The sequence below is a fragment of the Streptomyces sp. NPDC127108 genome, from assembly GCF_042677545.1.
Classification (GTDB): domain Bacteria; phylum Actinomycetota; class Actinomycetes; order Streptomycetales; family Streptomycetaceae; genus Streptomyces.
This window is the reverse complement of record NZ_JBHXTE010000022.1, coordinates 43,110-67,022: the sequence shown is the minus strand read 5'-3', so window position 1 is coordinate 67,022 and position 23,913 is coordinate 43,110. Positions and strand designations below refer to the sequence as shown.

17 protein-coding genes are annotated in these 23,913 nt (G+C 70.0%); 1 reads left to right on the top strand and 16 read right to left on the bottom strand.

Annotated features, from left to right (window positions below; all coding sequences use genetic code 11):
- Window positions 1-79: 79 nt before the first annotated feature.
- From ACFVHO_RS20070 to ACFVHO_RS20055, 4 genes are all read right to left on the bottom strand, one after another.
- Entirely contained in the window at window positions 80-2,371 is a 2,292-nt protein-coding gene (locus ACFVHO_RS20070) for a hypothetical protein (protein WP_385716110.1), read from the bottom strand.
- A 140-nt stretch (window positions 2,372-2,511) separates the two neighbouring features.
- Entirely contained in the window at window positions 2,512-2,880 is a 369-nt protein-coding gene (locus ACFVHO_RS20065) for a DUF6113 family protein (protein WP_341949662.1), read from the bottom strand.
- A 182-nt stretch (window positions 2,881-3,062) separates the two neighbouring features.
- Window positions 3,063-3,971: an N-acetyl-1-D-myo-inositol-2-amino-2-deoxy-alpha-D-glucopyranoside deacetylase gene (gene mshB / locus ACFVHO_RS20060; RefSeq protein ID WP_385716107.1), complete on the bottom strand. Its 909-nt coding sequence runs from the start codon at window positions 3,969-3,971 to the stop codon at window positions 3,063-3,065.
- 139 nt (window positions 3,972-4,110) lie between these two features.
- Entirely contained in the window at window positions 4,111-4,305 is a 195-nt protein-coding gene (locus ACFVHO_RS20055; protein ID WP_030359751.1) for a hypothetical protein, read from the bottom strand.
- A 211-nt stretch (window positions 4,306-4,516) separates the two neighbouring features.
- Between ACFVHO_RS20055 and ACFVHO_RS20050 the strand changes: the two genes are divergently transcribed.
- Window positions 4,517-6,688, top strand: a complete 2,172-nt coding sequence (locus tag ACFVHO_RS20050) for a prolyl oligopeptidase family serine peptidase (protein WP_385716104.1) — start codon at window positions 4,517-4,519, stop codon at window positions 6,686-6,688.
- A gap of 379 nt (window positions 6,689-7,067) precedes the next feature.
- Here the strand turns inward: ACFVHO_RS20050 and ACFVHO_RS20045 are convergent, their stop codons facing one another.
- The 12 genes from ACFVHO_RS20045 to ACFVHO_RS19990 form a co-directional block, all read right to left on the bottom strand.
- Entirely contained in the window at window positions 7,068-8,126 is a 1,059-nt protein-coding gene (locus tag ACFVHO_RS20045; RefSeq protein WP_385716287.1) for an ABC transporter ATP-binding protein, read from the bottom strand.
- 1 nt (window position 8,127) lies between these two features.
- A complete protein-coding gene (locus ACFVHO_RS20040) occupies window positions 8,128-9,135 on the bottom strand; it encodes an ABC transporter ATP-binding protein (protein WP_385716102.1) in 1,008 nt (335 codons plus the stop codon).
- A 6-nt stretch (window positions 9,136-9,141) separates the two neighbouring features.
- Entirely contained in the window at window positions 9,142-10,128 is a 987-nt protein-coding gene (locus ACFVHO_RS20035) for an ABC transporter permease (RefSeq protein WP_385716099.1), read from the bottom strand.
- A complete protein-coding gene (locus ACFVHO_RS20030; RefSeq protein WP_385716096.1) occupies window positions 10,121-11,044 on the bottom strand; it encodes an ABC transporter permease in 924 nt (307 codons plus the stop codon). Before ACFVHO_RS20030 ends, ACFVHO_RS20035 begins: the two co-directional genes overlap by 8 nt.
- 108 nt (window positions 11,045-11,152) lie before the next feature.
- Window positions 11,153-12,781 carry an ABC transporter substrate-binding protein gene (locus ACFVHO_RS20025; RefSeq protein WP_385716093.1) on the bottom strand — a complete coding sequence of 543 codons (1,629 nt, stop codon included), beginning with the start codon at window positions 12,779-12,781 and terminating at the stop codon, window positions 11,153-11,155.
- 260 nt (window positions 12,782-13,041) lie between these two features.
- Window positions 13,042-14,208, bottom strand: a complete 1,167-nt coding sequence (locus ACFVHO_RS20020; protein ID WP_385716090.1) for an ABC transporter ATP-binding protein — start codon at window positions 14,206-14,208, stop codon at window positions 13,042-13,044.
- Window positions 14,201-15,259 (bottom strand): ABC transporter ATP-binding protein, encoded by a 1,059-nt coding sequence (locus ACFVHO_RS20015; protein ID WP_385716087.1) that lies wholly within the window; start codon window positions 15,257-15,259, stop codon window positions 14,201-14,203. Before ACFVHO_RS20015 ends, ACFVHO_RS20020 begins: the two co-directional genes overlap by 8 nt.
- A gap of 11 nt (window positions 15,260-15,270) precedes the next feature.
- The gene (locus ACFVHO_RS20010; RefSeq protein ID WP_385716084.1) at window positions 15,271-16,233 is read right to left on the bottom strand and encodes an ABC transporter permease; all 963 of its coding nucleotides are present in this window, start codon (window positions 16,231-16,233) and stop codon (window positions 15,271-15,273) included.
- Window positions 16,226-17,155 (bottom strand): ABC transporter permease, encoded by a 930-nt coding sequence (locus ACFVHO_RS20005; RefSeq protein ID WP_385716081.1) that lies wholly within the window; start codon window positions 17,153-17,155, stop codon window positions 16,226-16,228. The genes ACFVHO_RS20010 and ACFVHO_RS20005 overlap by 8 nt, the downstream gene beginning before the upstream one ends.
- A gap of 89 nt (window positions 17,156-17,244) precedes the next feature.
- Complete coding sequence (locus ACFVHO_RS20000; protein WP_385716078.1) at window positions 17,245-18,867, bottom strand: ABC transporter substrate-binding protein; 1,623 nt, start codon at window positions 18,865-18,867, stop codon at window positions 17,245-17,247.
- 560 nt (window positions 18,868-19,427) lie between these two features.
- Window positions 19,428-21,335, bottom strand: coding sequence for a translational GTPase TypA (gene typA, locus ACFVHO_RS19995; protein ID WP_385716075.1), 1,908 nt, complete (start codon window positions 21,333-21,335; stop codon window positions 19,428-19,430).
- A gap of 167 nt (window positions 21,336-21,502) precedes the next feature.
- On the bottom strand, window positions 21,503-23,875 hold the full coding sequence (locus ACFVHO_RS19990; RefSeq protein WP_385716074.1) for an ABC transporter family substrate-binding protein: 2,373 nt from the start codon (window positions 23,873-23,875) through the stop codon (window positions 21,503-21,505).
- Window positions 23,876-23,913 lie beyond the last annotated feature (38 nt).

The following is a 23,913-nucleotide window of genomic DNA, read 5'->3' as shown; positions in this document are numbered from 1 at the left end:
GCGGCCGACCGGCCGGGGGAACACGAACGGGCGGGGCGCCTTCCGGCACCCCGCCCGTTTCGTTTCGGTCCGGCCTCGGCTAGCTCGGGTTCGTCTCGATCACACCGATCCGCTCCGCGGGCGTCTTGCCCCGGAGCGCCTTGCCCATGGCGACGGCGACGTCCGTCGGCTGGACCGGCGTCTTCTTGCCGTTGCCGCGCTGGATCATGATGCCGTCGAACGTGTTGCCGTAGAGCTGCTTGAGCGCCTTGAGGTCGTACGTCTCCGTGAGCCTGCCGCTGCTCGCGGGCTTCGCGCCGAGGATCTGCGGCAGCGACTTGGCCGGGCCGAGCGGGATCGACGCGCTGGTCCCCTTGACGCTGATGGTGACGTTGGCGGACATGGCGGGCTTCGCGAACCGCTTCATGAACGCGTCGACCTCGGCGTCCGAGACCGTGGGCTTGCGGTTGGTGACCGGCACCGCGACCGTGCCCGCGCTGCCCGTCTCGACCTGCTTCTTGTACGCCGCGGCGACCGCCTCGGACGCCTTGGCGGCGTCGATGCCCTTGCCCGCCTTGCCGTAGACGGCGACGGCCTTGCCGGGCACGAACTTGACCGTGCCCTCCTTGGCCGATCCCGAGCCGCCCGCGGCGCGCTCCAGGGCGGCCGTCAGCTTCTCCTCGTCGACGGGCATCTCGGGCTCGACGACGCGCTCGCCGCCGAAGAGGCCGCCGATCACCGACACCGGGTTGTAGTCGCTGCCCGCGGCGGCGCGGACGGTGGCCTGGCTGTCGAGGGTGAGGCCCGCCTGGTCCGGCTTGAGGGTGACCTGGTCGCCGCCCACCGTCAGCTTCAGGGGCTTGTTGACGCGCTCGCCGAGCGCCGCGTCGAGCTTCTTCACGGCCTCGTCGCGGGTGCCGCCGCCGACGTCGACGCCGAGCACGGTGGTGCCCTTCGGCACGTCGGCGTGGTTCATGAGAAGACCGGCGCCGTACGCCCCGCAGCCGAGGACCACGACCACTCCGCCGAGCAGGACCAGCTTGCTGCGGCCCTTTTTCTTCTTCTTGGCCGCGGGCGCCGCCGGAACGTTCGGCTGCACCGGTTCGGGCAGCTTCGGCGGCGTGTGCGGCACCGGCTCGTCGAGGTGCGCGCCGGGCGCGAACGGCGAGTTCTGCGCGGGCGGGACGACGGGGATGCCGCTGTTCAGGGTGTCGCCGGAGACGTTGCCGCCGGGGCCGCCGGGCACGCCCGCACCGGGCGCGCCGGGGACGGGCGGGCGCTGGCCGCCGGAGGCGGGCTTCTGCGGCGTGAGGATGGCGGTGTCGTCGCTGAGGCGGGGGGTGACGGGGGCACCGGGGCCGTTGGGGACACCGGGGTCGCCGGGGGCGCCGGGACCGCCCTGGCCACCAGGTCCGCCCGGACCACCGGGGCCGCCCGGACCGGCGCCCAGGGGGCCGCCGTCGGGGAAGGCGTCCGAGCCCGAGCCGTAGCCCGCGCTGCCGTAGAGGTCGGTGCCGTTCGGATAGCCGCCGAGTTCGGGTCCGGGCCCGGGCGGCAGCATCGGGCCGTCGCCGGTCACCGGTCCCCCGGTCGGCCCGGCCGGATCGTGGCCGGAGGCGCCGTACTCGCCCTCGCCGCCGGAGCCGTACTCGCCCTCGCCGCCGGAGAAGTACGGCAGGTCCCCGCGCTGCGACTCGCCGCCGCGCGGCCCGCCGGAGCCCAGCGGCCCGTTCGCGACGGCGCCGGTCACGTCGTACCCGCCGGTGCCGGAACCGGACGGACCGGACGGACCAGCGCCCGAACCGGAACCGGAACCGGATGCGCCGGAGGAAGGAGTGCCGGAGGACGCCGCCGGACCCGGGGCACCCTTCGGGGCGGCCTTGCGCGGCGCGAACCAGTCGCTGGCCTTCTCGTCGCCGTCCTCGCCGCCCGCGGCTCCCTGCGGCGCGGCCGGGCCCCCGACAGGGGCGGTACCGGCGGCCGGGGAGGCGGCAGCTGCGGAAGCGGAGGGTGCCCCGATGGCGGAGGGACCCGAGAGGCCCGTCGTGCCCGCGCCGCTGAGGGCGCCCGTGCCCGAACCCGCGCCCCCGGCGCCGTCCGCACGCCGGTCGTCCGCGCCTCTGTCACCGTCGGAGTCACCGACGGGCGTGCGCATGACGACCGGGGGGATCGGCCGCGAACCGGGGATGTTGATCCGGATGCGGGTGGTCAGCGTGGTCTCGGTCTTGGGTTCGTCGTTCCGCTCGTTGCCGGCCCCCTGGCCGACACCGTCCGGACCGCCCTCGGGCGCGGCGCCCTGTGCGGGCGAGCCGTACGGCGGCGTGCCCGACGGGTACGCGGCCCCCGTGCGTCCCTGGGGACCGGAGGACGAACTGTCAGTTTCACGACTCAAGGCAGGTTCTCCTGGTTGGCTCCACCGCCCGTTTCGACCACTCGGGCGGCTCGGCGGCGCGCACCACCATACTGGCCGCCGCCCACGGTCATCCCGTGACCGGCGTCAAACCCGTGCGGGACACGGGCTCAAGTGGTACGTCACTTGCCAAGTCGGGCGTCGGACGCGCCCGGTTGCGGTGACTGCCCGAGGGTGGCACACATCACAGCCACCCCCATACCGCCCAACAGGAAGACGTACGAGCCGAGGCCGGCGCCGAACACGAAGTCGCCCTCCGGCCGGGTCGCGGTGAGCAGCATGACGGCGACGAGCCAGCCCGCGGCGGGCGCGATGGCCCCGCCCCGGGTGCCGGTGGCGCGCGAGCCGCCGTAGAAGGCACCGGCGGAACCGGCGAGCGCGAGCAGCAACCCGCCGGGGAACCAACCCTGTTGGGCGAGCGCGCCCGCCACCCCGACGACCGCGCCGAGCAGGAAGAGCCCGGCGTACGCCACCAGGCGCACGGCGTTCAGCGGCTGCGCGAGGAAGCCTCCGGGCGCAGCGGTGGCGGCCGCGTTGCCGCCGCCGCTCGCCTTGGCCGAGGAGGCCGGGCCCCCCGCCTTGGCGGAGGACGAAGGTGACGAAGACGACGACGAGGACGAGGAAGACGAGGACGCCGATGACGAAGATGAGGACGAAGCCCTCGACCGCGCGCTCACTTCGCTCCTCCCGTCGCGCCGAGCCCCGCGAACAGATCCGTCTCGCGTCCGCCGTCCACCGTGCCCGCCTCGCCTCTCACCAGTTCGTAGTACTCGACGTCGAAGATCGGCTGCGCCAGGCCGTTGGACAGGGCGAACAGCGGCTCGTGGACCTCGATCTGGGTCGCGTGGGCGCGCATCGCCGCCGCCTTGGCCGCCGCGAAGGCCCGCCCGTCGACCTCCGTCGTGACGCGCTCGTCGTCGCTCACGCCCGGCACGTCGGCCACCGTGGCCACGGCGGTGAACGGGGACGCGGGCAGCTCGTCCGGGAGCCGTCGGAAGCGGTCCTCGACGGCGGAGCGGGGCGCGCGGTTCCAGTAGACCTTGGTGACGGTGTGCGCCTCGCCGAGGTCGGCGCGGAAGGCGGGCTCGGCCGCGAGGTCCACGGCGCGCATGGCGACGCGGTGGGCCTGGATGTGGTCGGGGTGGCCGTAGCCGCCGTCCGGGTCGTATGTGACGAGGACCTGCGGGCGCAGTTCGCGGATCACCTCGACGAGGTGGGCCGCCGCCTCGTCGACGTCGGCGGACCAGAAGGCGCCGGGGCGGCGGTTCTGCTCGGTGCCCATCATCCCGGAGTCGCGGTAGCGGCCGGCGCCGCCGAGGAAGCGGTGGTCGGCGACGCCGACCTCCTTCATGGCGGCGGCGACCTCACCGACGCGGTGGGCGCCGAGCGTGTCCTCGCGGTCGGCGGCCAGATGGGCGAGCGCGGGCGGGATGACCTCGCCCTCCTCGCCGAGCGTGCACGTCACCACCGTGACTCGGGCGCCCTCGGCCGCGTACTTGGCCATGGTCGCGCCATTGTTGATCGACTCGTCGTCGGGGTGCGCGTGCACGAGCAGCAGGCGCCGGGCGGGCTGTTCCGTCATGGGAACAGCCTACGAGCCCGGAGCGCGCCCACCGCGAGGCCGCGAGCCTCCCGCGCCCGCCCGCCTCTCCCCGCTCCCGCCCTCGGGCCCGCCCGACCCGGTTCGCCCCCTTTGCCCCCTTCATCCCCCTGGGGTGCCGTCAGAACTTGATGTCCTCGATGACCCCCGCGAGGTTCGTCGACAGCTCATCGATGGTCGGCGCGAGCGACGAACTCGCCAGATAGAAACCGAGCAGCGCGCAGACGATCGCGTGGATCGTCTTGAGCCCCTGTTTCCGCACCAGCATGACCACGATGATCGCCAGCAGCAGCACCACCGATACCGAGAGTGCCACGGCGGTTCACCTCCCATTCCCATCACGCGACAACGTTCCGACCGACTGCCCCGAGCCGCCTCGGGACCGCCCCCTGCGTCCGGCCGACAGGACCCAACTCGCCGTGCCAGCAAGGTCATACCCACCAAGCGGTACGGATCATAACTATGTGTCGAGCCACATGAGTCGGAGCACCGCAGCACAAGGGGCGCATGAGCCATAGGCTCGGGGAATGACCATCGAGACCCCGGAAACCGACGGGCCCCAGGACGGTGCCGCGCAGCGGCTTTCCTTCCCGCGCCAGCACGCCCGCACGCAGCGCTTCTCCCTCGGCGCGCCGCGCGCCTTCACCGTGGCTCCCGACGGCTCCCGCGTCGTCTTCGTCCGCTCCGCCTCCGGTACGGACCGGACGGGCGCGCTCTGGGTCCTCGACCTCGCCGACGGCGGCGGCGAGCGGGTCGCCGCCGATCCGCGGGCGCTGCTCGACGGCTCCGCGGAGCGGCTCTCGGCGGCGGAGCGGGCGCGGCGCGAGCGCAGCCGCGAGGGCGGCTCCGGCATCGTCGGGTACGCCACCGACGCGGCCGTGGAGCTCGCCGCCTTCGCCCTGTCGGGCCGCCTCTTCGTCGCGGAGCTGCGCGCGGGCACCGCTCGCGAACTGTCCGCCCCCGCCCCGGTGATCGACCCGCGGCCGTCGCCGGACGGCCGTCACATCGCGTACGTGTCCGGGGGCGCCCTGCGCGTCACGGGCGCCGACGGCGAGGACGACAGGGCGCTCGCGGCACCGGACGCGGTCGAGGCGGACACGGTGACGTACGGGCTCGCGGAGTTCATCGCGGCCGAGGAGATGGACCGCCACCGCGGCTTCTGGTGGTCGCCCGGGTCCGACCGGCTCCTGGTCGCACGGGTCGACGACGCGCCCGTACAGCGCTGGTGGATCGCCGACCCCGCGCACCCGGACCGGGAGCCGACGTCGGTCGCCTATCCGGCGGCGGGCACCGCCAACGCGGACGTGCGGCTCTTCGTGGTCGGCCTGGACGGGGTGCGCACCGAGGTCGCGTGGGACAGGGCCCGCTACCCGTACCTGGCGCGGGTGCACTGGTCGGCGGACGGGGCGCCGCTGCTCCTGGTGCAGGCCCGGGACCAGCGCAGCGCCCTGTATCTCGCGGTCGACCCCGACAACGGCTCCACGCGGATGGTGCACGCCGACGAGGACGCCGACTGGCTCGAACTCTTCCCCGGTTCGCCCTCCTGGTCGCCCAGCGGGCGGCTTGTGCGCATCGCCGACGAGGGCGGCGCGCGCGTCCTCGCCTGGGGCGAGCGGCCGTTGACGGGCCCTCAGCTGCATGTGCGCGCCGTGCTCGACGTGACCGAGGACTCCGCGTTGATCTCGGCGTCCGCGGGTCCGGGCGCCGCCGATCCGGAGATCGGCGAGGTGCACGTCTACCGCGTCAACGAACTCGGCGTGGAGCGGGTCTCGCAGGAGCCCGGGGTGCACTCGGCGGTCCGCGCGGGCGATGTCACCGTGCTGGTTTCGGCCACTCTTGACCGTCCCGGCTCACGGGTGTCCGTGCTGCGCGACGGCAAGCAGGTGGCGACCGTCGCCTCGCACGCCCAGCGCCCGGGGCTCACCCCGCGCGTGACGCTCGTCGAAGGAGGCGCGCGGCGGATTCCGTGCGCCGTGTTGCTCCCCACCGGGTACGACCCGGCGGACGGGCCGCTTCCCGTACTCATGGATCCGTACGGCGGTCCGCACGGGCAGCGTGTGATGAAGGCCCACAACGTCTACCTCACCTCACAGTGGTTCGCCGACCAAGGCTTCGCCGTCGTCGTCGCCGACGGGCGCGGGACGCCGGGGCGGTCGCCCGCCTGGGAGAAGTCCGTCAAGGGAGACCTCACCCGCACTCTCGACGACCAGGTCGAGGCGCTGCACGCGCTCGCCGAGCGCTTTCCCCTCGACCTGGACCGGGTCGCCATGCGCGGCTGGTCCTTCGGCGGCTACCTCTCCGCCATGGCCGTCCTGCGCCGGCCCGACGTCTTCCACGCCGCCGTCGCGGGGGCGCCCGTCACCGATCTCCGTCTCTACGACACCCACTACCAGGAGCGGTACCTCGACGATCCGCGGACCTCTCCCGAGGCCTACCGCAACAGCTCCCTCGTCTCCGACGACGGGCTCGTCGATCCCGGGGAGCCGCATCGGCCGATGCTCATCGTGCACGGGCTCGCCGATGACAACGTGGTCGTGGCGCATGCGCTGCGGTTGTCCTCGGCGCTGCTCGCCGCCGGGCGGCCGCACGAGGTCCTGCCCCTCTCCGGGGTCACCCATATGACCCCCCAGGAACAAGTGGCCGAAAACCTCCTCCTGCTCCAGGTCGACTTCCTGAAGCGCGCCTTGTCCCTCTCCTGACCCCTCCCCGTACGCACGGCGACCGGTCGGGGCGACATGGCGCGCCCCGACCGGTCCAACGGCACCCGCACGGCCGTACCCCCACACCTTGCCCGCCCGATGTCTCCCCCACGGGTCAACGGGGTTGCCCAAATGTTTCCTGCTCCCCGCCCCCCGATCGGCGCTCCGCGCCTCGTCCTCAAACGCCGGACGGGCTGAAGACTTCGCCGAGGCAGGCTGAAGGCGCACCGGGGCGGGCTGAAGGTGCCGGGCTGTTGGGCTGCTGGTGCAAGTTCGGGCGGGTGGGTGGGAGAGAGCCCGTCCGGCGTTTGAGGATGAGCGCGCAGCGCGATCGGCGGCGCCCCCGTCCCACCCGCACGGGACATCCCGCAAGCGCCGCTCACGGCACCACGTGCTTCTCCTCAGCGAAGTGGCAAGCCGAATCATGCGCCGCAGGCCCCTGAACCCCCCGGAACTCCGCCGGAACGGCGAGGGCCGGTACCTCCAGGGCGCACCGCTCCTGCGCCTTCCAGCACCGGGTCCGGAACCGACACCCGGAAGGGGGATTGGCGGGCGACGGCACGTCCCCGCTCAGAATGATCCGCTCGCGGTGCTCCCGGGCGTCGGGGTCGGGCACGGGCACGGCGGACAACAGGGCCTGGGTGTAGGGATGCGTCGGATGTTCGTAGATCTCGGCGTCGGTCCCGGTCTCGACGATCCGCCCGAGGTACATGACCCCGACCCGGTCGGAGATGTGCCGCACGATGGACAGGTCGTGGGCGATGAACACGTACGAGAGACGGAATTCGCTCTGGAGGCGGTCCAGGAGGTTGACGACCTGCGCCTGGACGGAGACGTCGAGCGCGGAGACGGGCTCGTCGGCGACGATGATCTCGGGCCGCAGGGCGAGCCCGCGGGCGATGCCGATGCGCTGCCGCTGACCGCCGGAGAACTGGTGGGGGTAGCGGTTGATGTATTCGGGGTTGAGCCCGACGACGTCGAGGAGTTCCTGGACCTTGGCGCGGCGCGACCCCTTGGGGGCGACTTCGGGGTGGATCTCGTACGGCTCCCCGATGATGTCGCCGACGGTCATGCGCGGGTTGAGGGAGGTGTAGGGGTCCTGGAACACCATCTGGATGTTGCGCCGGACGGCCTTGAGGGCGCGGCCGGACAGCCGGGTGATGTCCTCGCCCTTGTACTGGATCTCCCCGGCGGTGGGCCGCTCCAGGTTGACGAGCATCCTGGCGACGGTGGACTTCCCGCAGCCGGACTCCCCGACGATGCCGAGGGTCTCGCCGCTGCCGAGTTCGAAGTCGACGCCGTCGACCGCCTTGACGGCGCCGACCTGCCGTTTGATGAGAATGCCCTGGGTGAGCGGGTAGTGCTTGACGAGCCCGCGGACCCGGAGGAGCGGCTCGGTCGTGACCGGCTTCTCGGCCACGCCCGCCGTCTTGGCCATGTCAGCCACGGAGGGTCTCCTTCCAGAAGTGGCAGGCGCTGCGCCGCTCCGCGGTGAGTCCCTCGTACGTGACCTGGGCGAGCGGCGGGACGTCGGTGCGGCACACGTCCTGGGCCATCGGGCAGCGCGGGTTGAAGGCGCAGCCGGGCGGGATGTTCATGAGGTTGGGCGGCAGGCCCTTGATGGCGAAGAGGTCCTGGCCCTTCTGGTCGAGGCGCGGGATGGATTCGAGCAGGCCCTTGGTGTACGGGTGCGCGGGGGCCTTGTAGATCTCGTGGACGGGGGCCTTCTCGACGATGCGGCCCGCGTACATGACGGCGATGGTGTCGGCGACGTCGGCGACCACGCCGAGGTCGTGGGTGATCAGGATGAGGCCCATGTTCAGCTCGCGCTGGAGCTCGGCGAGGAGTTCCATGACCTGGGCCTGGACGGTGACGTCGAGGGCGGTCGTGGGCTCGTCGGCGATGATCAGGGAGGGTTCGAGCGCCATCGCCATGGCGATCATGATGCGCTGGCGCATGCCGCCGCTGAACTGGTGCGGGTACTGGGTGACGCGTTCCTTGGCGGCGGGGATACGGACCCGGTCCATGAGTTCGACGGCCTTGGCGCGGGCGTCCTTGCGGGACATCCCCCGGTGCACGACGAACATCTCGCCGAGCTGGTCGCCGACGCTGAGCACGGGGTTCAGGGAGCTGAGGGCGTCCTGGAAGATCATGGCCATGCCCGCGCCGCGGATCTTGCGCCGCTCCTCCTCCTTGAGCTTGAGGAGGTCCTGGCCCTGGAAGAGGATCTCGCCGGCGGCGATGCGTCCGGGCGGGATGTCGAGGATGCCCATGATGGCCTGGGCGGTGACGGACTTGCCGGAGCCCGACTCGCCGAGCACGGCCAGGGTCTCGCCCGCGTCCACGGCGTAGTCGACGCCGTTGACGGCCTTGGCGACGCCGTCGCGGGTCCTGAACTCCACGTGCAGGTCGCGGACTTCGAGCAGCTTGGATGCCGTGTTCGCCATGGGCGGCTACCTCAGCTTCGGGTCGAGGGCGTCGCGCACCGCGTCGCCGAGCATGATGAACGCGAGCACGGTGACCGCGAGGGCGCCCGCGGGCCAGAGCAGCATGTGCGGGGCGTTGCGGATGTACGGGGACGCGGAGGAGATGTCGATGCCCCAGCTCACCGTGGGCGGCTTCAGGCCGACGCCCAGGTAGGACAGGGTGGCCTCCAGGGCGATGTAGGTGCCGAGGGCGATGGTCGCGACGACGATGACCGGGGCGACGGCGTTGGGCGTGATGTGCCGGAGCAGCATCCGCGAGTTGGAGGCGCCGAGGGCGCGGGCGGCCTGGACGTAGTCGTTCTGTTTGGCAGTGATGACGGAGCCGCGGGCGATGCGGGAGATCTGCGGCCAGCCGAGAAGGACCATGAAGCCGATCACGGGCCAGACGGTGTTGCTGGTGACGACGGAGAGCAGCACCAGGCCGCCGAGGACGACGGGGATCGCGAAGAAGATGTCGGTGATGCGGGAGAGGATCGCGTCCCACACGCCGCCGAAGAACCCGGCGAGCCCGCCGAGCACGCTGCCGAGGACCGCGACGCCGAGCGTGGAGCACACGCCGACGGTGACGGAGGCGCGGGCGCCGTACACGGTGCGCGTGTAGACGTCGCAGCCCTGGCCGTTGAAGCCGAAGGGGTGGCCGGGCGATGAGCCCTTCTGGGCGTTGGCGAGGTCGCAGTCCAGCGGGTCGCCGGAGGCGATCACGGAGGGCCACAGCGAGATGAAGACCAGGAAGAGAATGATCAGGCCCGAGAGCAGGAAGACCGGGTTGCGGCGCAGGTCGCGCCAGGCGTCGGACCAGAGGCTGCGGGCGGGCGCGGCGGCTCCGCTGCCGCCGGGACCGCCTTCGGGGCCGCCCGGGGCCAGCGTCGTCGCCTCACTCGCCGCGAGGTCCATCGCGCCGCCCGCGCCGGTCCCTGCGATGGCGCCCTCGGTGGGCTCATGGGGTTCAGGCATAGCGGATCCTCGGGTCGAGTACGGCGTACAAGAGGTCGACGATCAGGTTCGCCAGCAGGAAGACGAGGACGAGGACCGTCACGAAGCCGACGACGGTCTGGGTGCTCTGCCGCAGGATCCCCTGGTAGAGCTGGAAGCCGACGCCGTGGATGTTGAAGATCCGCTCGGTGACGATGGCGCCGCCCATGAGCGCGCCCACGTCCGTGCCGATGAAGGTGACCACCGGGATGAGTGAGTTGCGCAGCAGGTGTCTGGTGATGACGCGCCGCCGCGGCAGGCCCTTGGCCACGGCCGTGCGGACGTAGTCGGCGCGGCGGTTCTCGGCGATGGAGGTCCGGGTGAGGCGGGTGACGTACGCCAGCGAGACGGACGCGAGCACGAGTCCCGGCACGATCAGCTCGTCGACGGTCGCCTCGGTCGACACGGACGGTTTGATGACGCCCCACTGGACGCCGAGCAGCAGTTGGAGCAGCAGACCGGTGACGAACGTGGGGATGGAGATGACCACGAGCGTCAGGAGCAGCACGATCGTGTCGTCGGGCTTGCCGCGGCGCAGTCCGGTGAGGACGCCCAGCGAGATGCCGATGACGATCTCGAAGACGATGGCGACGAGGGTGAGCCGCAGGGTCACGGGGAACGCCGACGACATCAGCTCGGTGACCTTCTGGCCGTTGAAGGCGGTGCCGAAGTCGCCCGTGAAGACGTTGCCCATGTACGTCGCGTATTGCTGCCACACGGGCTTGTCGAGGCCGAACTCCTTCTTCAGCTGGGCGGCCGTGGCGGGGTCGCACTTGCGGTCGCCGCAGAGGCCCGCGATGGGGTCGCCCATCACGTTGACCATCAGGAAGATCAGCAGTGTGGCGCCGAAGAAGACCGGGATCATCTGCAGCAGACGCCGGATCACATAACGACCCATGGGGGCTCACTCCGGAGGTAGCGGGAGGTAGCTGGAGGTGGCCGAGCGGCCGCCCGGCGGCGGGCGCCCGGCGGGTGCCGGGCGGGCCGGACGGCCGCTCCACCGACGTCAGTTGACCTTGATCTCCTCGTACACCGGCACGCTGAACTGGTTCAGCGCGACGTCCGAGACCTTGTCCGAGTAGCCGGCGCTGCCGTTCTGGTACCAGAGCGGGATGGCGGGCATGTCCTTGGCGAGGATCTTCTCGGCGTCCTGGAACTTGGTGACGGCCTTGGCCGCGTCCGTCTCTCCGTTGGCCTCGTTGATGAGCTTGTCGAAGTCCTTGTTGGAGTACTTGCCGTCGTTGGACGAGGCGTCCGTGAAGTAGTTCGGCTCCAGGAAGTTCTGGATCAGCGGGTAGTCCATCTGCCAGCCCGCGCGCCAGGCCCCGTCGAGCTTCTGCTGGGACGCCTGGCTGCGGAAGTCGGCGAAGGTGCCGATGGGGTTGCCGACGCAGGCCCTGTCGTTGCCGAGGGCGCGGTTGATGGAGTTACAGACGGCGTCCACCCACTCCTTGTGCGAGCCGGTGTCCCCGTTGTACGAGATCTTCAGGGTGCCGCCGGGAATGCCGCCCCCGTCCTCGACGAGCTTCTTCGCCTCGGCGGCGTCGTACTCGCACCACTCACCGCACACGCTGTCGCTGTAGCCGCCGTCCTCGCCGAGCACCGGCGAGGTCCAGTCCTTGGCGGGGGTGCGGGTCTTCTGGAAGATCGTGTCGGTGATCTGCTCACGGTTGATGGCCCGGGAGAGCCCCTGCCGGACCTTCTCCGACCCCTCCTTGTCCCACTTCTTGTCGTAGAAGGGGAAGGCGAGCGTCTGGATGATCCCCGCGGGGGTGTTGATGTACCGGTCCCCCAGGTCGCTCTTCACGTTCTTCAGCTGCGAGGCCGGGACGTCGTCGACGAGGTCGAGGTTCCCCGCCATCAGGTCCGTGTAGGCGGTGTTGTTGTCGGTGTAGACCTTGAGGTCGACTCCCCCGTTCTGCGCCTTGTCGTCCCCCTTGTAGTCGTCCCACTTCCTGAGCTCCATCTTGGAGCCCTTCTGGTACGACTTGATGGTGTACGGGCCGTTGCCGACGGGCTTGGACAGCCAGGCCGCGTGGTCGTCGAAGAACGCCTTGGGCAGCGGCGCGAAGGAGGGGTAGCCGAGGGTCTCGGGCCAGGTGGAGAACTTCTGCGTGAGCTTCACGGTGAAGGTCTTGGGGTCGACGACCTTGAGCCCGGACAGGGTCTCGGCGGTCGCGTCCCCCTTCTCCGGATGCACCTTGTCGTACCCCTCGATGTACCCGAAGAAGTAGGCGTTCTTCTGGTTGTTCTTGAGGTGCGCCCCGTAGTTCCAGGCATCGACGAACGACTTGGCGGTGACCTTCTCCCCGTTGCTGAACTTCCACCCGTCCTTGAGCTTCACGGTGAAGTTCTGCGAGTCCTTCGACTCGATGGACTCGGCGATCATGTCCTTGGCCTCGCCGGTCTTCGGGTCGTACCGCTTCAGCCCCCGGAAGACCATGTCCAGGACCTTGCCCCCCTGGACCTCGTTCGTGTTCGCGGGCTCCAGCGGGTTCTGCGGATCCCCCCAGGACGACCCCACCACCCCGGAGCCGTCGCCACCGCCACCGCTGCTCCCACCCCCACAGGCCGTCGCCGCGAGTGCGACGGCCACCGCACCAGCGGCCCACTTGGCGTGCGTGGCTCCACGCATGGAGTGCCTCCTCGATCGCTCTGCGCGCCGACTGTGCGCGCGTTACCGCAAATATCACGGCAGAGCGGACGAACCGCACATTTAGCCCGGCCGTATGAGGGGGAGGCCATCCGGATGCCCCATCCGGCCCCACCGGCGGACCACTCGAATGCCGCACCCCGGAGGCACCGCGGCACCCCTGCCGAATCCGGCCTCGAACACAGTGGTGCCCCCGGCCGAATCCGGCCGGGGGCACCGCTGTCGACGGACGACAGAGCGGATCACGCCGCGTGCACGACGTCCTTCTCCTCCGCGAAGTGGCACGCCGACTCGTGGGCGGCAGGAGTGTCCTGGCCCGCGAAGCGCTCCGGGATCGCGAGGAGCGGGATCTCCTCCGCGCACTTGTCCTGCGCCTTCCAGCAGCGGGTGCGGAAGCGGCAGCCGGACGGCGGGTTCGCCGGGGACGGGACGTCGCCGGTGAGGATGATGCGCTCGCGGCCCTCGCGGGCCTCCGGGTCGGGGACCGGGACGGCCGAGAGGAGCGCCTGCGTGTACGGGTGCGTCGGGTGGTCGTAGATCTGCTCGTCGGAGCCGATCTCCGCCATCTTGCCGAGGTACATCACGCCCACGCGGTCCGAGATGTGCCGGACGATCGACAGGTCGTGCGCGATGAAGAGGTAGGACAGGTTGAACTCGTCCTGGAGCTTCTCCATCAGGTTGATGACCTGGGCCTGGACGGACACGTCCAGGGCCGAGACCGGCTCGTCGCAGATGATGATCTCGGGGTTGAGCGCCAGGCCGCGCGCGATGCCGATGCGCTGGCGCTGACCGCCCGAGAACTGGTGCGGGTAGCGGTTGATGTACTCGGGGTTGAGGCCCACCACGTCCAGGAGCTCCTGGACCTTGCGGCGGCGGTCGCCCTTCGGCGCCACCTCCGGGTGGATCTCGAACGGCTCCCCGATGATGTCGCCGACCGTCATACGGGGGTTCAGCGAGGTGTACGGGTCCTGGAACACCATCTGGATGTTGCGCCGGACGGCCTTGAGCGCCCGGCCCGACAGCTTGGTGATGTCCTGGCCCTTGTAGAAGACCTCGCCGGCCGTGGCCCGCTCCAGGGTCATCAGGAGCTTGGCGACCGTGGACTTGCCACAGCCCGACTCGCCCACGATGCCCAGCGTCTCGCCCTGGTACAGGTCGAACGAGATGCCGTCGACGGCCTTCACCGCACCGATCTGGCGCTTGATCAGGATGCCCTGGGTCAGCGGGAAGTGCTTCACCAGGTTGCGCACCTGGAGGATGGGCTCGCCGCGCTCGGCGGGGGCCTCGATCGCGGCGACCGCCTCCTCCGCCGTCGCGGCGTCGACCGTTTCCACTTCGGAGACGTTCGGCGTCGCGTCCGTCGGCTCGTCCGCCGCGGCGGATTTGGAGAGCTTGTTGGGCTCAGCCATGGATCGTCTCCTTCCAGAAGTGGCACGCGCTGCCGCGGCCCACGAGCTCCGCGCCGTCCCGTTCCGTCACCGGAACGAGCTTCGGGATCTCGGTACGGCAGATGTCCTGCGCCTTCGGGCAGCGCGGGTTGAACGCGCAACCCGACGGGATCTTCAGCAGGTTGGGCGGCAGGCCCTTGATCGCGTAGAGCTCCTGGCCCTTCTGGTCGAGGCGCGGGATCGAGTCGAGCAGACCCCTGGTGTACGGGTGCGCGGGCCGCTTGTACAGCTCGTGCACCGGGGCCGTCTCCACGATCCGGCCCGCGTACATGACGGCGATCTTGTCCGCCACGTCCGCGACCACGCCGAGGTCGTGGGTGATGAGGATCAGGCCCATGTTGTACTCGCGCTGGAGCTCGGCAAGGAGGTCCATGACCTGCGCCTGGACCGTCACGTCGAGAGCCGTGGTCGGCTCGTCGGCGATGATCAGGTCCGGCTCCAGGGCGAGCGCCATCGCGATCATGATGCGCTGGCGCATACCGCCGGAGAACTGGTGCGGGTAGTCGTTCACCCGCTCCTTGGCGGCCGGGATCTTGACCTTGTCCATCAGCTCGACGGCCTTGGCCTTCGCCTGCTTGCGGCTCAGGCCCTCGTGCACCCGGAACATCTCGCCTAGCTGGTAGCCGACGGAGAGCACCGGGTTCAGGGACGAAAGCGCGTCCTGGAAGATCATCGCGATCTTGCGGCCGCGGATCTTCCGGCGCTCCTCGTTGGACATCTTGAGCATGTCCTGGCCCCGGAAGACGATCTCGCCCTGCGGGATCTTTCCGGGCGGCATGTCGAGGATGCCCATGATGGCCTGCGCGGTCACGGACTTGCCGGAGCCGGACTCACCGAGCACGGCGAGCGTCTCGCCCGCGTCCACGCTGTAGTTGACGCCGTTGACGGCCTTGACCACGCCGTCGCGGGTGTGGAACTCGACGTGCAGGTCTTTCACGTCGAGCAGTCGGCCGCTCTTCTCCTCGCCCGAGCGGGGGGCGGGGACGTCGGCGGTTTTCTCTGTGATCGTCACGTACGCCTCCCTCAGCGCAGCTTCGGGTCGAGGGCTTCGCGTACGGCGTCACCCATCATGATGAACGCCAGCACCGTGATGCTCAGCATTCCTGCGGGGAACAGCAGCACGTGCGGGTTGTTCCGGATGAACTGCGTGCCGTCGGAGATGTCGCCGCCCCAGGAGATCGCGCCCCCGCCGAGCCCGAGGCCCAGGTAGGACAGCGTCGACTCGGCGACGATGTACGTACCGAGCGCGATGGTCGCGATGACGATCACCGGAGCGATGGCGTTCGGCAGGATGTGCCGGAACAGGATCCGCTTCGTGCCCGCGCCCAGCGCCCGCGCCGCCACCACGTAGTCCGCGTGCTTGGTCGTGATGACCGCGCCGCGCATCACGCGGGCGATCTGCGTCCAGCCGAGGAACGCCAGCGCGCCCATCACCACCCAGACGGTGCGGTCGGTGAAGCCGTTGAGCACGACCATGGAGCCGAGCAGGAACGGGATGCCGAAGAACACGTCGGTGATGCGGGAGAGCAGGCTGTCCCAGAAGCCGCCGAAGTAACCGGCGAGCATGCCGACCAGGCCGCCGAAGACGGTGACCAGGATGGTCACACCGATGCCGACCATGATGGAGTTCCGGGCGCCGAACAGCACCCGGGCGTAGATGCTGCGCCCGGTCCCGTCGTAGCCGAACCAGTCGGCCTGGAAGAAGTGGCCCAGCTCGGGCTTGCCCAGGAAGTGCTTGGCCTGGTCGCCGGTCTCCGGGTTCGCGTCGGTGAACATGCCCGGGAAGAGCGACACCAGCACGAGCAGCGCGATCAGGAGCGCCGAGATCACGAACAGCGGGTTGCGGCGCAGATCCCGCCAGGCGTCGCCCCAGAGGCTGCGGGGCTTGCCCGGCGCGGGGGTCGCGGAGACCGCGGCTCCGGCCACCACCTCGTCCTGTGCCGCTGCCGCCCCGTCCGTGGTCGAGGTCTTGGTCAGGTCAGGCATAACGGATCCTCGGGTCCAGGACCGCGTAAAGCAGGTCGACGAGCAGGCTGGCGAGGAGGTACACGAGCACCAGGACGGTCACGATGCCGACGATGACCGCGCCCTCACGGCGGGCCAGCGAGGTGAAGAGCAGGTTGCCGACGCCGGTGACGTTGAAGATGCCCTCGGTGATGACCGCGCCGCCCATGAGGGTGCCGATGTCGGTGCCCAGGTAAGTGACCACCGGGATCAGCGAGTTGCGCAGCAGGTGCCGGGTGACGATGCGCTGCTTGGGCAGGCCCTTGGCCACCGCGGTGCGCATGTAGTCGGCCGAGCGGTTCTCCGCGATGGACGTTCTGGTCAGTCGGGCGACGTACGCGAGACCGACCATGCCGAGCACGAGCGCGGGGACCAGCAACTGCCCCATGTCCTCGGAGTCCTGGACCGTGGGCGTGATCCATTGCCACTCGTTGCCCAAGTAGAGCTGGAAGAGCAGGCCGACCACGAAGATCGGCACGGAGATCACGAGCAGCGTGAACAGCGTCACCGTGTTGTCCACGACGCGGCCGCGCCTGATGCCCGCGAACACACCCAGGGTGATGCCGACGACGAGCTCGAACGTCCACGCCATGGCGGCGAGGCGCAGCGAGACCGGGAACGCCTGCGTGATCTCGTCAAGAATGGGTCTGTTGCCCGCGATGGTGTTGCCGAAGTCCCCTTGGAACAGGCCCTTCATGTAGTGCAGATACTGCTCCCACAGCGGCAGGTCCAGGCCGCGGTCGTGCTTGATCTGCGCCACCTGCGCCGGGTCCGGCGGCTTGTCTCCCCACAGCGCCCGTACGGGGTCACCGGGGAGGACGTTGACCATCAGGAAGATCAGCAGGGTTGTCCCGATGAAGACCGGGATCATCTGGAGCAGTCGCCTCGCGACGTAGCGCCCCATGGTGGTGCCTCCGTCCGTTGCGGAGCCGTTCACAAGCGACGCCCGGGATCGCCGGGCGTCGCTTCACGTGAACGGAACTCCGGCGACTGCTACTTCTCGAAGACCTGGACCTCGGAGAGGACCGGGTCACCGGCCTGGTCGAACTCGACGTTCTTCACGTTGTTGGAGTACGCGGAGTTCGTCGTGTTGTACCAGAGCGGGATGCCCGGGAAGCTGTTCTTCAGCTCGGACTCGGCCTGGTTGTACAGGTCGGCCGACTCGTCGATGGTCTTGGCGGCGTCGGCCTTCTTGACCAGCTTGTCGAACTTCGGGTCCGAGAAGCCACCCTTGTTGCCGTCGACACCGGTGCCGTACAGGTCGCCGAGGAAGTTGCCGTTGAACGGGTAGTCGAGCACCCAGCCGGAGCGGTAGATCGACTTGACCTTCTTCTGGTCGCGGATCTCCGTGTCGGCCTGGAAGTCGGTCACCGGGTCACCGACGCACTTGACGCCGGTGTTCTTCTGGATGTCGTTGCACACCGCGGTGACCCAGCCCTTGTGCGGCTGGTCGGCGTTGTACTGGATCGAGATCTTGTTGCCCGGGACGCCGCCGCCGGCCTTGATGGACTCCTTGGCCTTCTTCGGGTCGAACTTGCAGAACTCGCCGCAGGCGCCGGCCTTGTAGCCCTTCACGCCACGGGCGACCCAGCCGGAGGCCGACTTGCGGGTGCCGTAGAACGTGGTCTTGGCGATGGTCTCGCGGTCGATCGCCATCGACAGGCCCTGGATGACCTTGACGTCGATGTCCTTCCACTGCTTCGTGTAGAAGGCCGGGTTGATCGTGTTGATCGCCGAGAAGTCCGCGGTGATCGCGCGGTCACCGAAGTCGTTCTTGTAGTTGGCGAGCTCGCTGTCCGGGATCAGCGGCATGGTGTCGACGTTGTCCGAGCGCAGGTCCTGGTAGGCCGCGTTCGGCGTCGTGTACGCCTTGAAGTTGATGCCGCCGTTCTTGGGCTTGTCCTTGCCCTGGTAGCCGGACCAGGCCGTGACCTGGATCGACTTCTTGTGCTGCCAGCTCTTGAACTTGTACGGGCCGTTGCCGACGGGGGCCTCGCCGTACTTCTTCGGGTCCTTCAGCGCGGCCGCGGGCAGCGGGAAGAAGGGCTTGTAGACCAGCTTGTACGCGTAGTACGGGATGCCGGAGTTCAGCGTGATGGTGAAGGTGGTCTCGTCGACGACCTTCAGGCCGGACATGGTCTTCGCCTTGGCCTTCCCCTTCTCGGGGTGCACCTTGTCGTAGCCCACGATGTCGCGGTACCAGGAGCTGTTCTGCTGACCGTTGGCCGGGTCGGCGGCCCAGTTCCAGGCGTCCACGTACGACTTCGCCGTGACCGGCGTGTTGTCGTGGAACTTCCAGCCCTTCTTGAGCTTGACGGTCCACACCTTGTTCGCCTTGTCGGGCGTGACCGACTCGGCGTTCTCGTAGGTGATGTTGCCCTGCTTGTCGTAGTGGACAAGCCCCGTGAAGAGCGCGTCGATGACGACGCTGCCGTACGCCTCCATGGTGTTGGAGGGCTGCAGGGGGTTCTGCGGCTCACCATTGGCGTAGCTGACGATCCCCTTCGGGTCGACCTTGCCGCTGCTCTTCTTGTCGTCGCCTCCACCACAGGCAGTAGCGGTAAGCGCCACAACGCCGGCTATGGCGACCCACTTGGCGCTCTTGGCACCACGCATGGGGTTCCTCCTCATGAGTCCACTTGTTCACTACAAGAGGGGGTACGCAGAGCAGCGCCGACACCCCTGACGGCGAAGATCGAGTACCCCAGTGTGCTCGTGAGTCGGCGCTCCCCACAGCGCGTGACCCATTGACCCGAGCTATACGCGGTCAACTATTAGCCATGAGGTACGGCCCGACCACACCCTTTTGGTCTCGGTTCAATCACACCTGGCACGTACAACTTCCAAAATCCGGACAAACCGATCCCAGATAGATGGTTGCGAAACGGACGTGTTACACATCTAACGGTCAAGTGGGTCCGCATACCGGACAGATCGTGGACGAAAACCGGTTGCCAGGCGACCGCCGACGGGCCCTCGGGGTCGACGCGCGTCACGCCGCAACCGTATCGCCCGCCGCAACGCGAGAGGCCGGTTTTCCCGCACACGACGTGCGTGGGAAAACCGGCCTCAGCGACCGAAGGGGCGCGGGGAACTGCGCGACCGGCCACGACGGAGTCGCGGACGAAAGACGGCAGGTGACACAGAGCTCAGAGGCTAGGCCACGCCCGCGTGGCTCAGCCGTGCTTGGCGCGCGAAGCCGTGCGGCCGCGCTCCTTCTGGTCCAGGACGACCTTGCGGATGCGCACGGCCTCCGGGGTCACCTCGACGCACTCGTCGTCGCGGCAGAACTCCAGGGACTGCTCCAGGGAGAGCTTGCGCGGCGGGACGATCGCCTCGAAGGAGTCGGCCGAGGAGGAGCGCATGTTGGTGAGCTTCTTCTCCTTGGTGATGTTCACGTCCATGTCGTCGGAGCGCGAGTTCTCGCCGACGATCATGCCCTCGTACACCTCGGTGCCGGGGTCGGTGAACAGCACGCCGCGCTCCTGGAGGTTCGTCATCGCGAACGCGGTGACGGCGCCGGAGCGGTCGGCGACCAGAGAGCCGTTGTTACGGGTCTTCAGCTCGCCGAACCACGGCTCGTGGCCCTCGTGGATGGAGTGCGCGATGCCCGTGCCTCGGGTCTGGGTCAGGAACTCCGTACGGAAGCCGATGAGGCCGCGGGACGGCACGACGAACTCCAGGCGGACCCAGCCGGAGCCGTGGTTCGACATGTTGTCCATGCGGCCCTTGCGGACGCCCATGAGCTGCGTGACCGCGCCCATGTGCTCCTCGGGCACGTCGATGGTCATGCGCTCGACGGGCTCGTACGTCTTGCCCTCGACCTGCTTGGTGACCACCTGCGGCTTGCCGATGGTCATCTCGAAGCCCTCGCGGCGCATCTGCTCGACCAGGATCGCGAGCGCCAGCTCGCCGCGGCCCTGCACCTCCCAGGCGTCGGGGCGCGCGGTGTCCAGGACCCGCAGCGAGACGTTACCGATCAGCTCGCGGTCCAGACGGTCCTTGACCTGGCGGGCGGTCACCTTGCGGTCCTTGACGGCCGCCTTGGCGTCCGCGCCCTTGCCGGTGCCGCCGCGGCCGACCAGCGGCGAGGTGTTCGTACCGATGGTCATGGAGATCGCGGGCTCGTCGACCGTGATCAGCGGCAGCGCGATCGGGTTCTCGGGGTCGGCGAGGGTCTCGCCGATCATGATGTCCGGGATACCGGCGACGGCGCAGATGTCGCCGGGCCCGGCCACCTCCGCGGGCTTGCGGGTGAGCGCCTCGGTCATCATCAGCTCGGTGATGCGGACGTTGGCGATCGAGCCGTCGCGCTTGATCCAGGCCACGGTCTGGCCCTTGCGCAGCTCGCCCTGCTCGACGCGGAGCAGCGCGATGCGGCCGAGGAAGTTGTCGGCGTCCAGGTTGGTGACGTGGGCCTGGAGCGGCGCGGTCTCGTCGTACTCGGGGGCCGGGACGTGCTGGAGCAGCGTGGTGAAGAACGGCTCCAGGTTGGTGCTGTCGGCCGGGACGGTGCCGTCCTCCGGCTTGGTCAGCGAGGCCACGCCGTCACGGCCGCAGGCGTAGACGATGGGGAACTCGATCTGGTCCTCGTCGGCGTCCAGGTCGAGGAAGAGGTCGTACGTCTCGTTCACGACCTCGTCGATGCGCGAGTCCGGACGGTCCGTCTTGTTGATGCAGAGGATGACGGGCAGGCGCTGCATCAGGGCCTTGCGCAGCACGAAGCGGGTCTGCGGCAGCGGACCCTCGGAGGCGTCGACGAGGAGGACGACCGCGTCCACCATCGACAGACCGCGCTCGACCTCGCCGCCGAAGTCGGCGTGGCCGGGGGTGTCGATGATGTTGATCGTGATCGGGTCGCCACCGTCCTTCGGGTGGTACTTGACGGCCGTGTTCTTGGCCAGGATCGTGATGCCCTTCTCACGCTCCAGGTCGTTGCTGTCCATCATGCGGTCGTCGAGGGACTCGGCGGCGTGCGCGGCGAAGGCGCCCGCCTGCTTGAGCATGGCGTCGACGATGGTCGTCTTGCCGTGGTCGACGTGGGCGACGATGGCGACGTTACGAATGTCGTGGCGCGTGGGCATGCGAGGTGCGCTTCTCCCGGGAGGCTTGGACGGCGGCGCGTACGTCCATTTCGTACGCGTGCCCTGCCGGGCAGACGTGCCACGGCCTTACCCCATCCTACGTGGCCTCGCCGGGGGCGGCTTGTCGGGCTCCTGGGCGGCCCCGGAACAGGGGGTTCCGCCAGGTCTCAGTTCTTCTTCGGCTGCTTGCCCGCCTTCGCTCCCGGCTTCAGGAAGCCCATGTCCTGGTACTTCGGGGTCTCGAAGCCGAAGGCTCCCGCGTTGGCGAGGTTCGTGCGGGCCGCCACCAGCTGGGGGCGCTGGTAGAGGGGGACGGATCCCGCCGCCGCCCAGATGCGGGCGTCGGCCTTCTTCACCAGGGAGCGGTTCTCGGACTCGTCCAGCTCGCTCACGGCCTGGTCGAAGAGCTGGTCGATGTGGTCGGTGCCGACGCGGGTGTAGTTCTGCTCGACGTTCAGGGAGCCGTCCGCGGCGGGCACCGGCTTGGCGAAGATCGGGCGGGCGTCGGTCGCGGGGAACGCGGACGCGGGCCAGGAGTACAGCGCCAGGTCGTACTGGCCGGACGCGATGTGGTCCTTGAAGTAGCTGTCGTCGGCGACCTTGGCGATCTCCGTGCGCACCCCGATGCGCTGCAGCATCCGCGAGATCCGGTCGGCGACCCCGCGCAGCGACTCCGAGCCCGCCCCGGAGGGAAGCACGAAGCGCAGCGTGAGCGCCTTGCCGTCCTTGGCCAGCGGGCCCGCGGCGGCGCCCTTGGCGGCCTTGGGGGCGGCGGTGCCCTTGGGGGCGTACGCACCCGGGGCGCCGCCCTGGGCCTGCTTCTTCGCGTGCTGCTTGGCGTGCCCGCCGGGGTCCTTCTTCTGTTCCTTGTCGGCCTCGCGGCGCGCGGTGAGGGCGTCAGCCTGCCGCATCAGGACGGACTGCTGGTAGGCGGCGGCGCGGGCGGGGCTGAGGAGGGCGGAGCGGGGGTCGCCGGGCTTCTGGTCGTCCTCGCCGACGATGTAGGTGCCGTCGTCGGAGTCGGATCCGGAGCCCGAGTCGGAGCCCGAGTCGGAGCCCGATCCGGAGTCGGTGTCGTTCTCGGAGGCCTCCGAGCCCGCGTCGCCCCCGTCGCCGTCCTTCTTCTTGCTCTCCCCGTCCCCCTTCTTCCCCTTGCCCTTCTCCTTGAGCGGGCCGCCGGGGGTCCAGCCCGCGTCGGCGAGGAGGGCGGAGGCCTCCGCCGTGTCCTGGTCGCCGAGGGCGCCGCTGTTGTCGGCGTACGCGTCCTGACCGGCGAGGGCGAGGTGGCTGCCGACGGGCTCGGCGGGCAGGCCGAGGGGCTTCAGAACCGTTTTTGCGAGTTCGTCGCGGTTCAGGGCGCGGGCGACGGCGCGGCGGACGCGGTCGTCGGCGAGGGGGCCCTCGGAGCCGTTGAGGGCGAGCTGGGTGTAGGCGGGTTCGAGGGACTTGCGGACCTCGTAGCCGCGCAGGCCCGACTGTTCCTCGGCGTACCGCTCGACGGCCTCGCGATTCTTCTCGCGGGCCTGCTGCTCGATGTCCGCGGCCTCCTCGTCGGAGCCGTGGGCGCGGGCCCAGGAGCGCAGGGCGGCGGCCGGGGTGAGGGCGGCGCCGGGGCCGTGGGCGAGCGGGCCCCGGGCGCCCTTGTCGCGGGCGGCGAGCGCGATGCGTCCTGCCTCGTCGGCGTCGATCTCGGCGAGGTCGACCTTGCCCTCGGCGAGGGCGGCGGCGCGCTTGTCGCGGGGGACCTCGCGCAGGACCAGCTTGTCGAGCTTGGCGGGGCTGCCCCACCAGCGGGCGCTGCGGCGCAGGGTGAGCTCGCCGTCGGCGCGGTCGACGTCCTTCAGGGCGAAGGGGCCCGCGGTGACCTTGAGCTTGCTGCGGGCTCCGTCGTTGAAGGAGTCCGGGGTGCCCATGACGTCCTTCGGGTACAGCGGGGAGAACAGGGAGCGCCAGTCCGCGTAGGGCTTGTCGAAGGTGACGCGCACCTCCAGGTTGTTGGCGCCGCGCTCGATCTTGCCGATGCGGTCGTAGCCGGCGTTGCGGGCGGTCCAGTACGCGCTGTCCTTGCCGGAGAGTGCGCGCCACTGGGCGGCGAAGTCGTCGGCGCCGATCTCGCGGCCGTCGCTCCACACCGCCTGCTGGTTCAGCTTGTAGAGCACGACCTGCTGGGGCTCGCGCTCGACGACCTTCGCGGACTCCAGGAAGTCGGCGTCGGTCTGAGGTCTGCCGCGGGCGTCCAGGCGGAACATCGACGGGAGCACGGCGCCGGCGACGCGGGTGGTGGCCTCGTCGGCGTCGGACTGGAAGGAGTTGAAGGTCTCGGGGAGGGCGTCGACGGCCCACTTCACCGAGCCGCCGTCGGCGATCTGGTCCCTGGCCGCGGGGGCGATGTCCTGCCCGGCCGTCGGGGCGCTCGACTCCTCGCCCGAGCCGCACCCGGTGAGGGCGGGCAGCGCGAGGACTCCGGCGGCGAGGAACACGGCGGATCGGGCCGTGGCCGCCGGGCGGACCGGTCGCGGCCTGGCGCGGTCGAGGGGCATGACGGGTACCTCCGGGGGTTGCCCGTGCGGGTGCACGT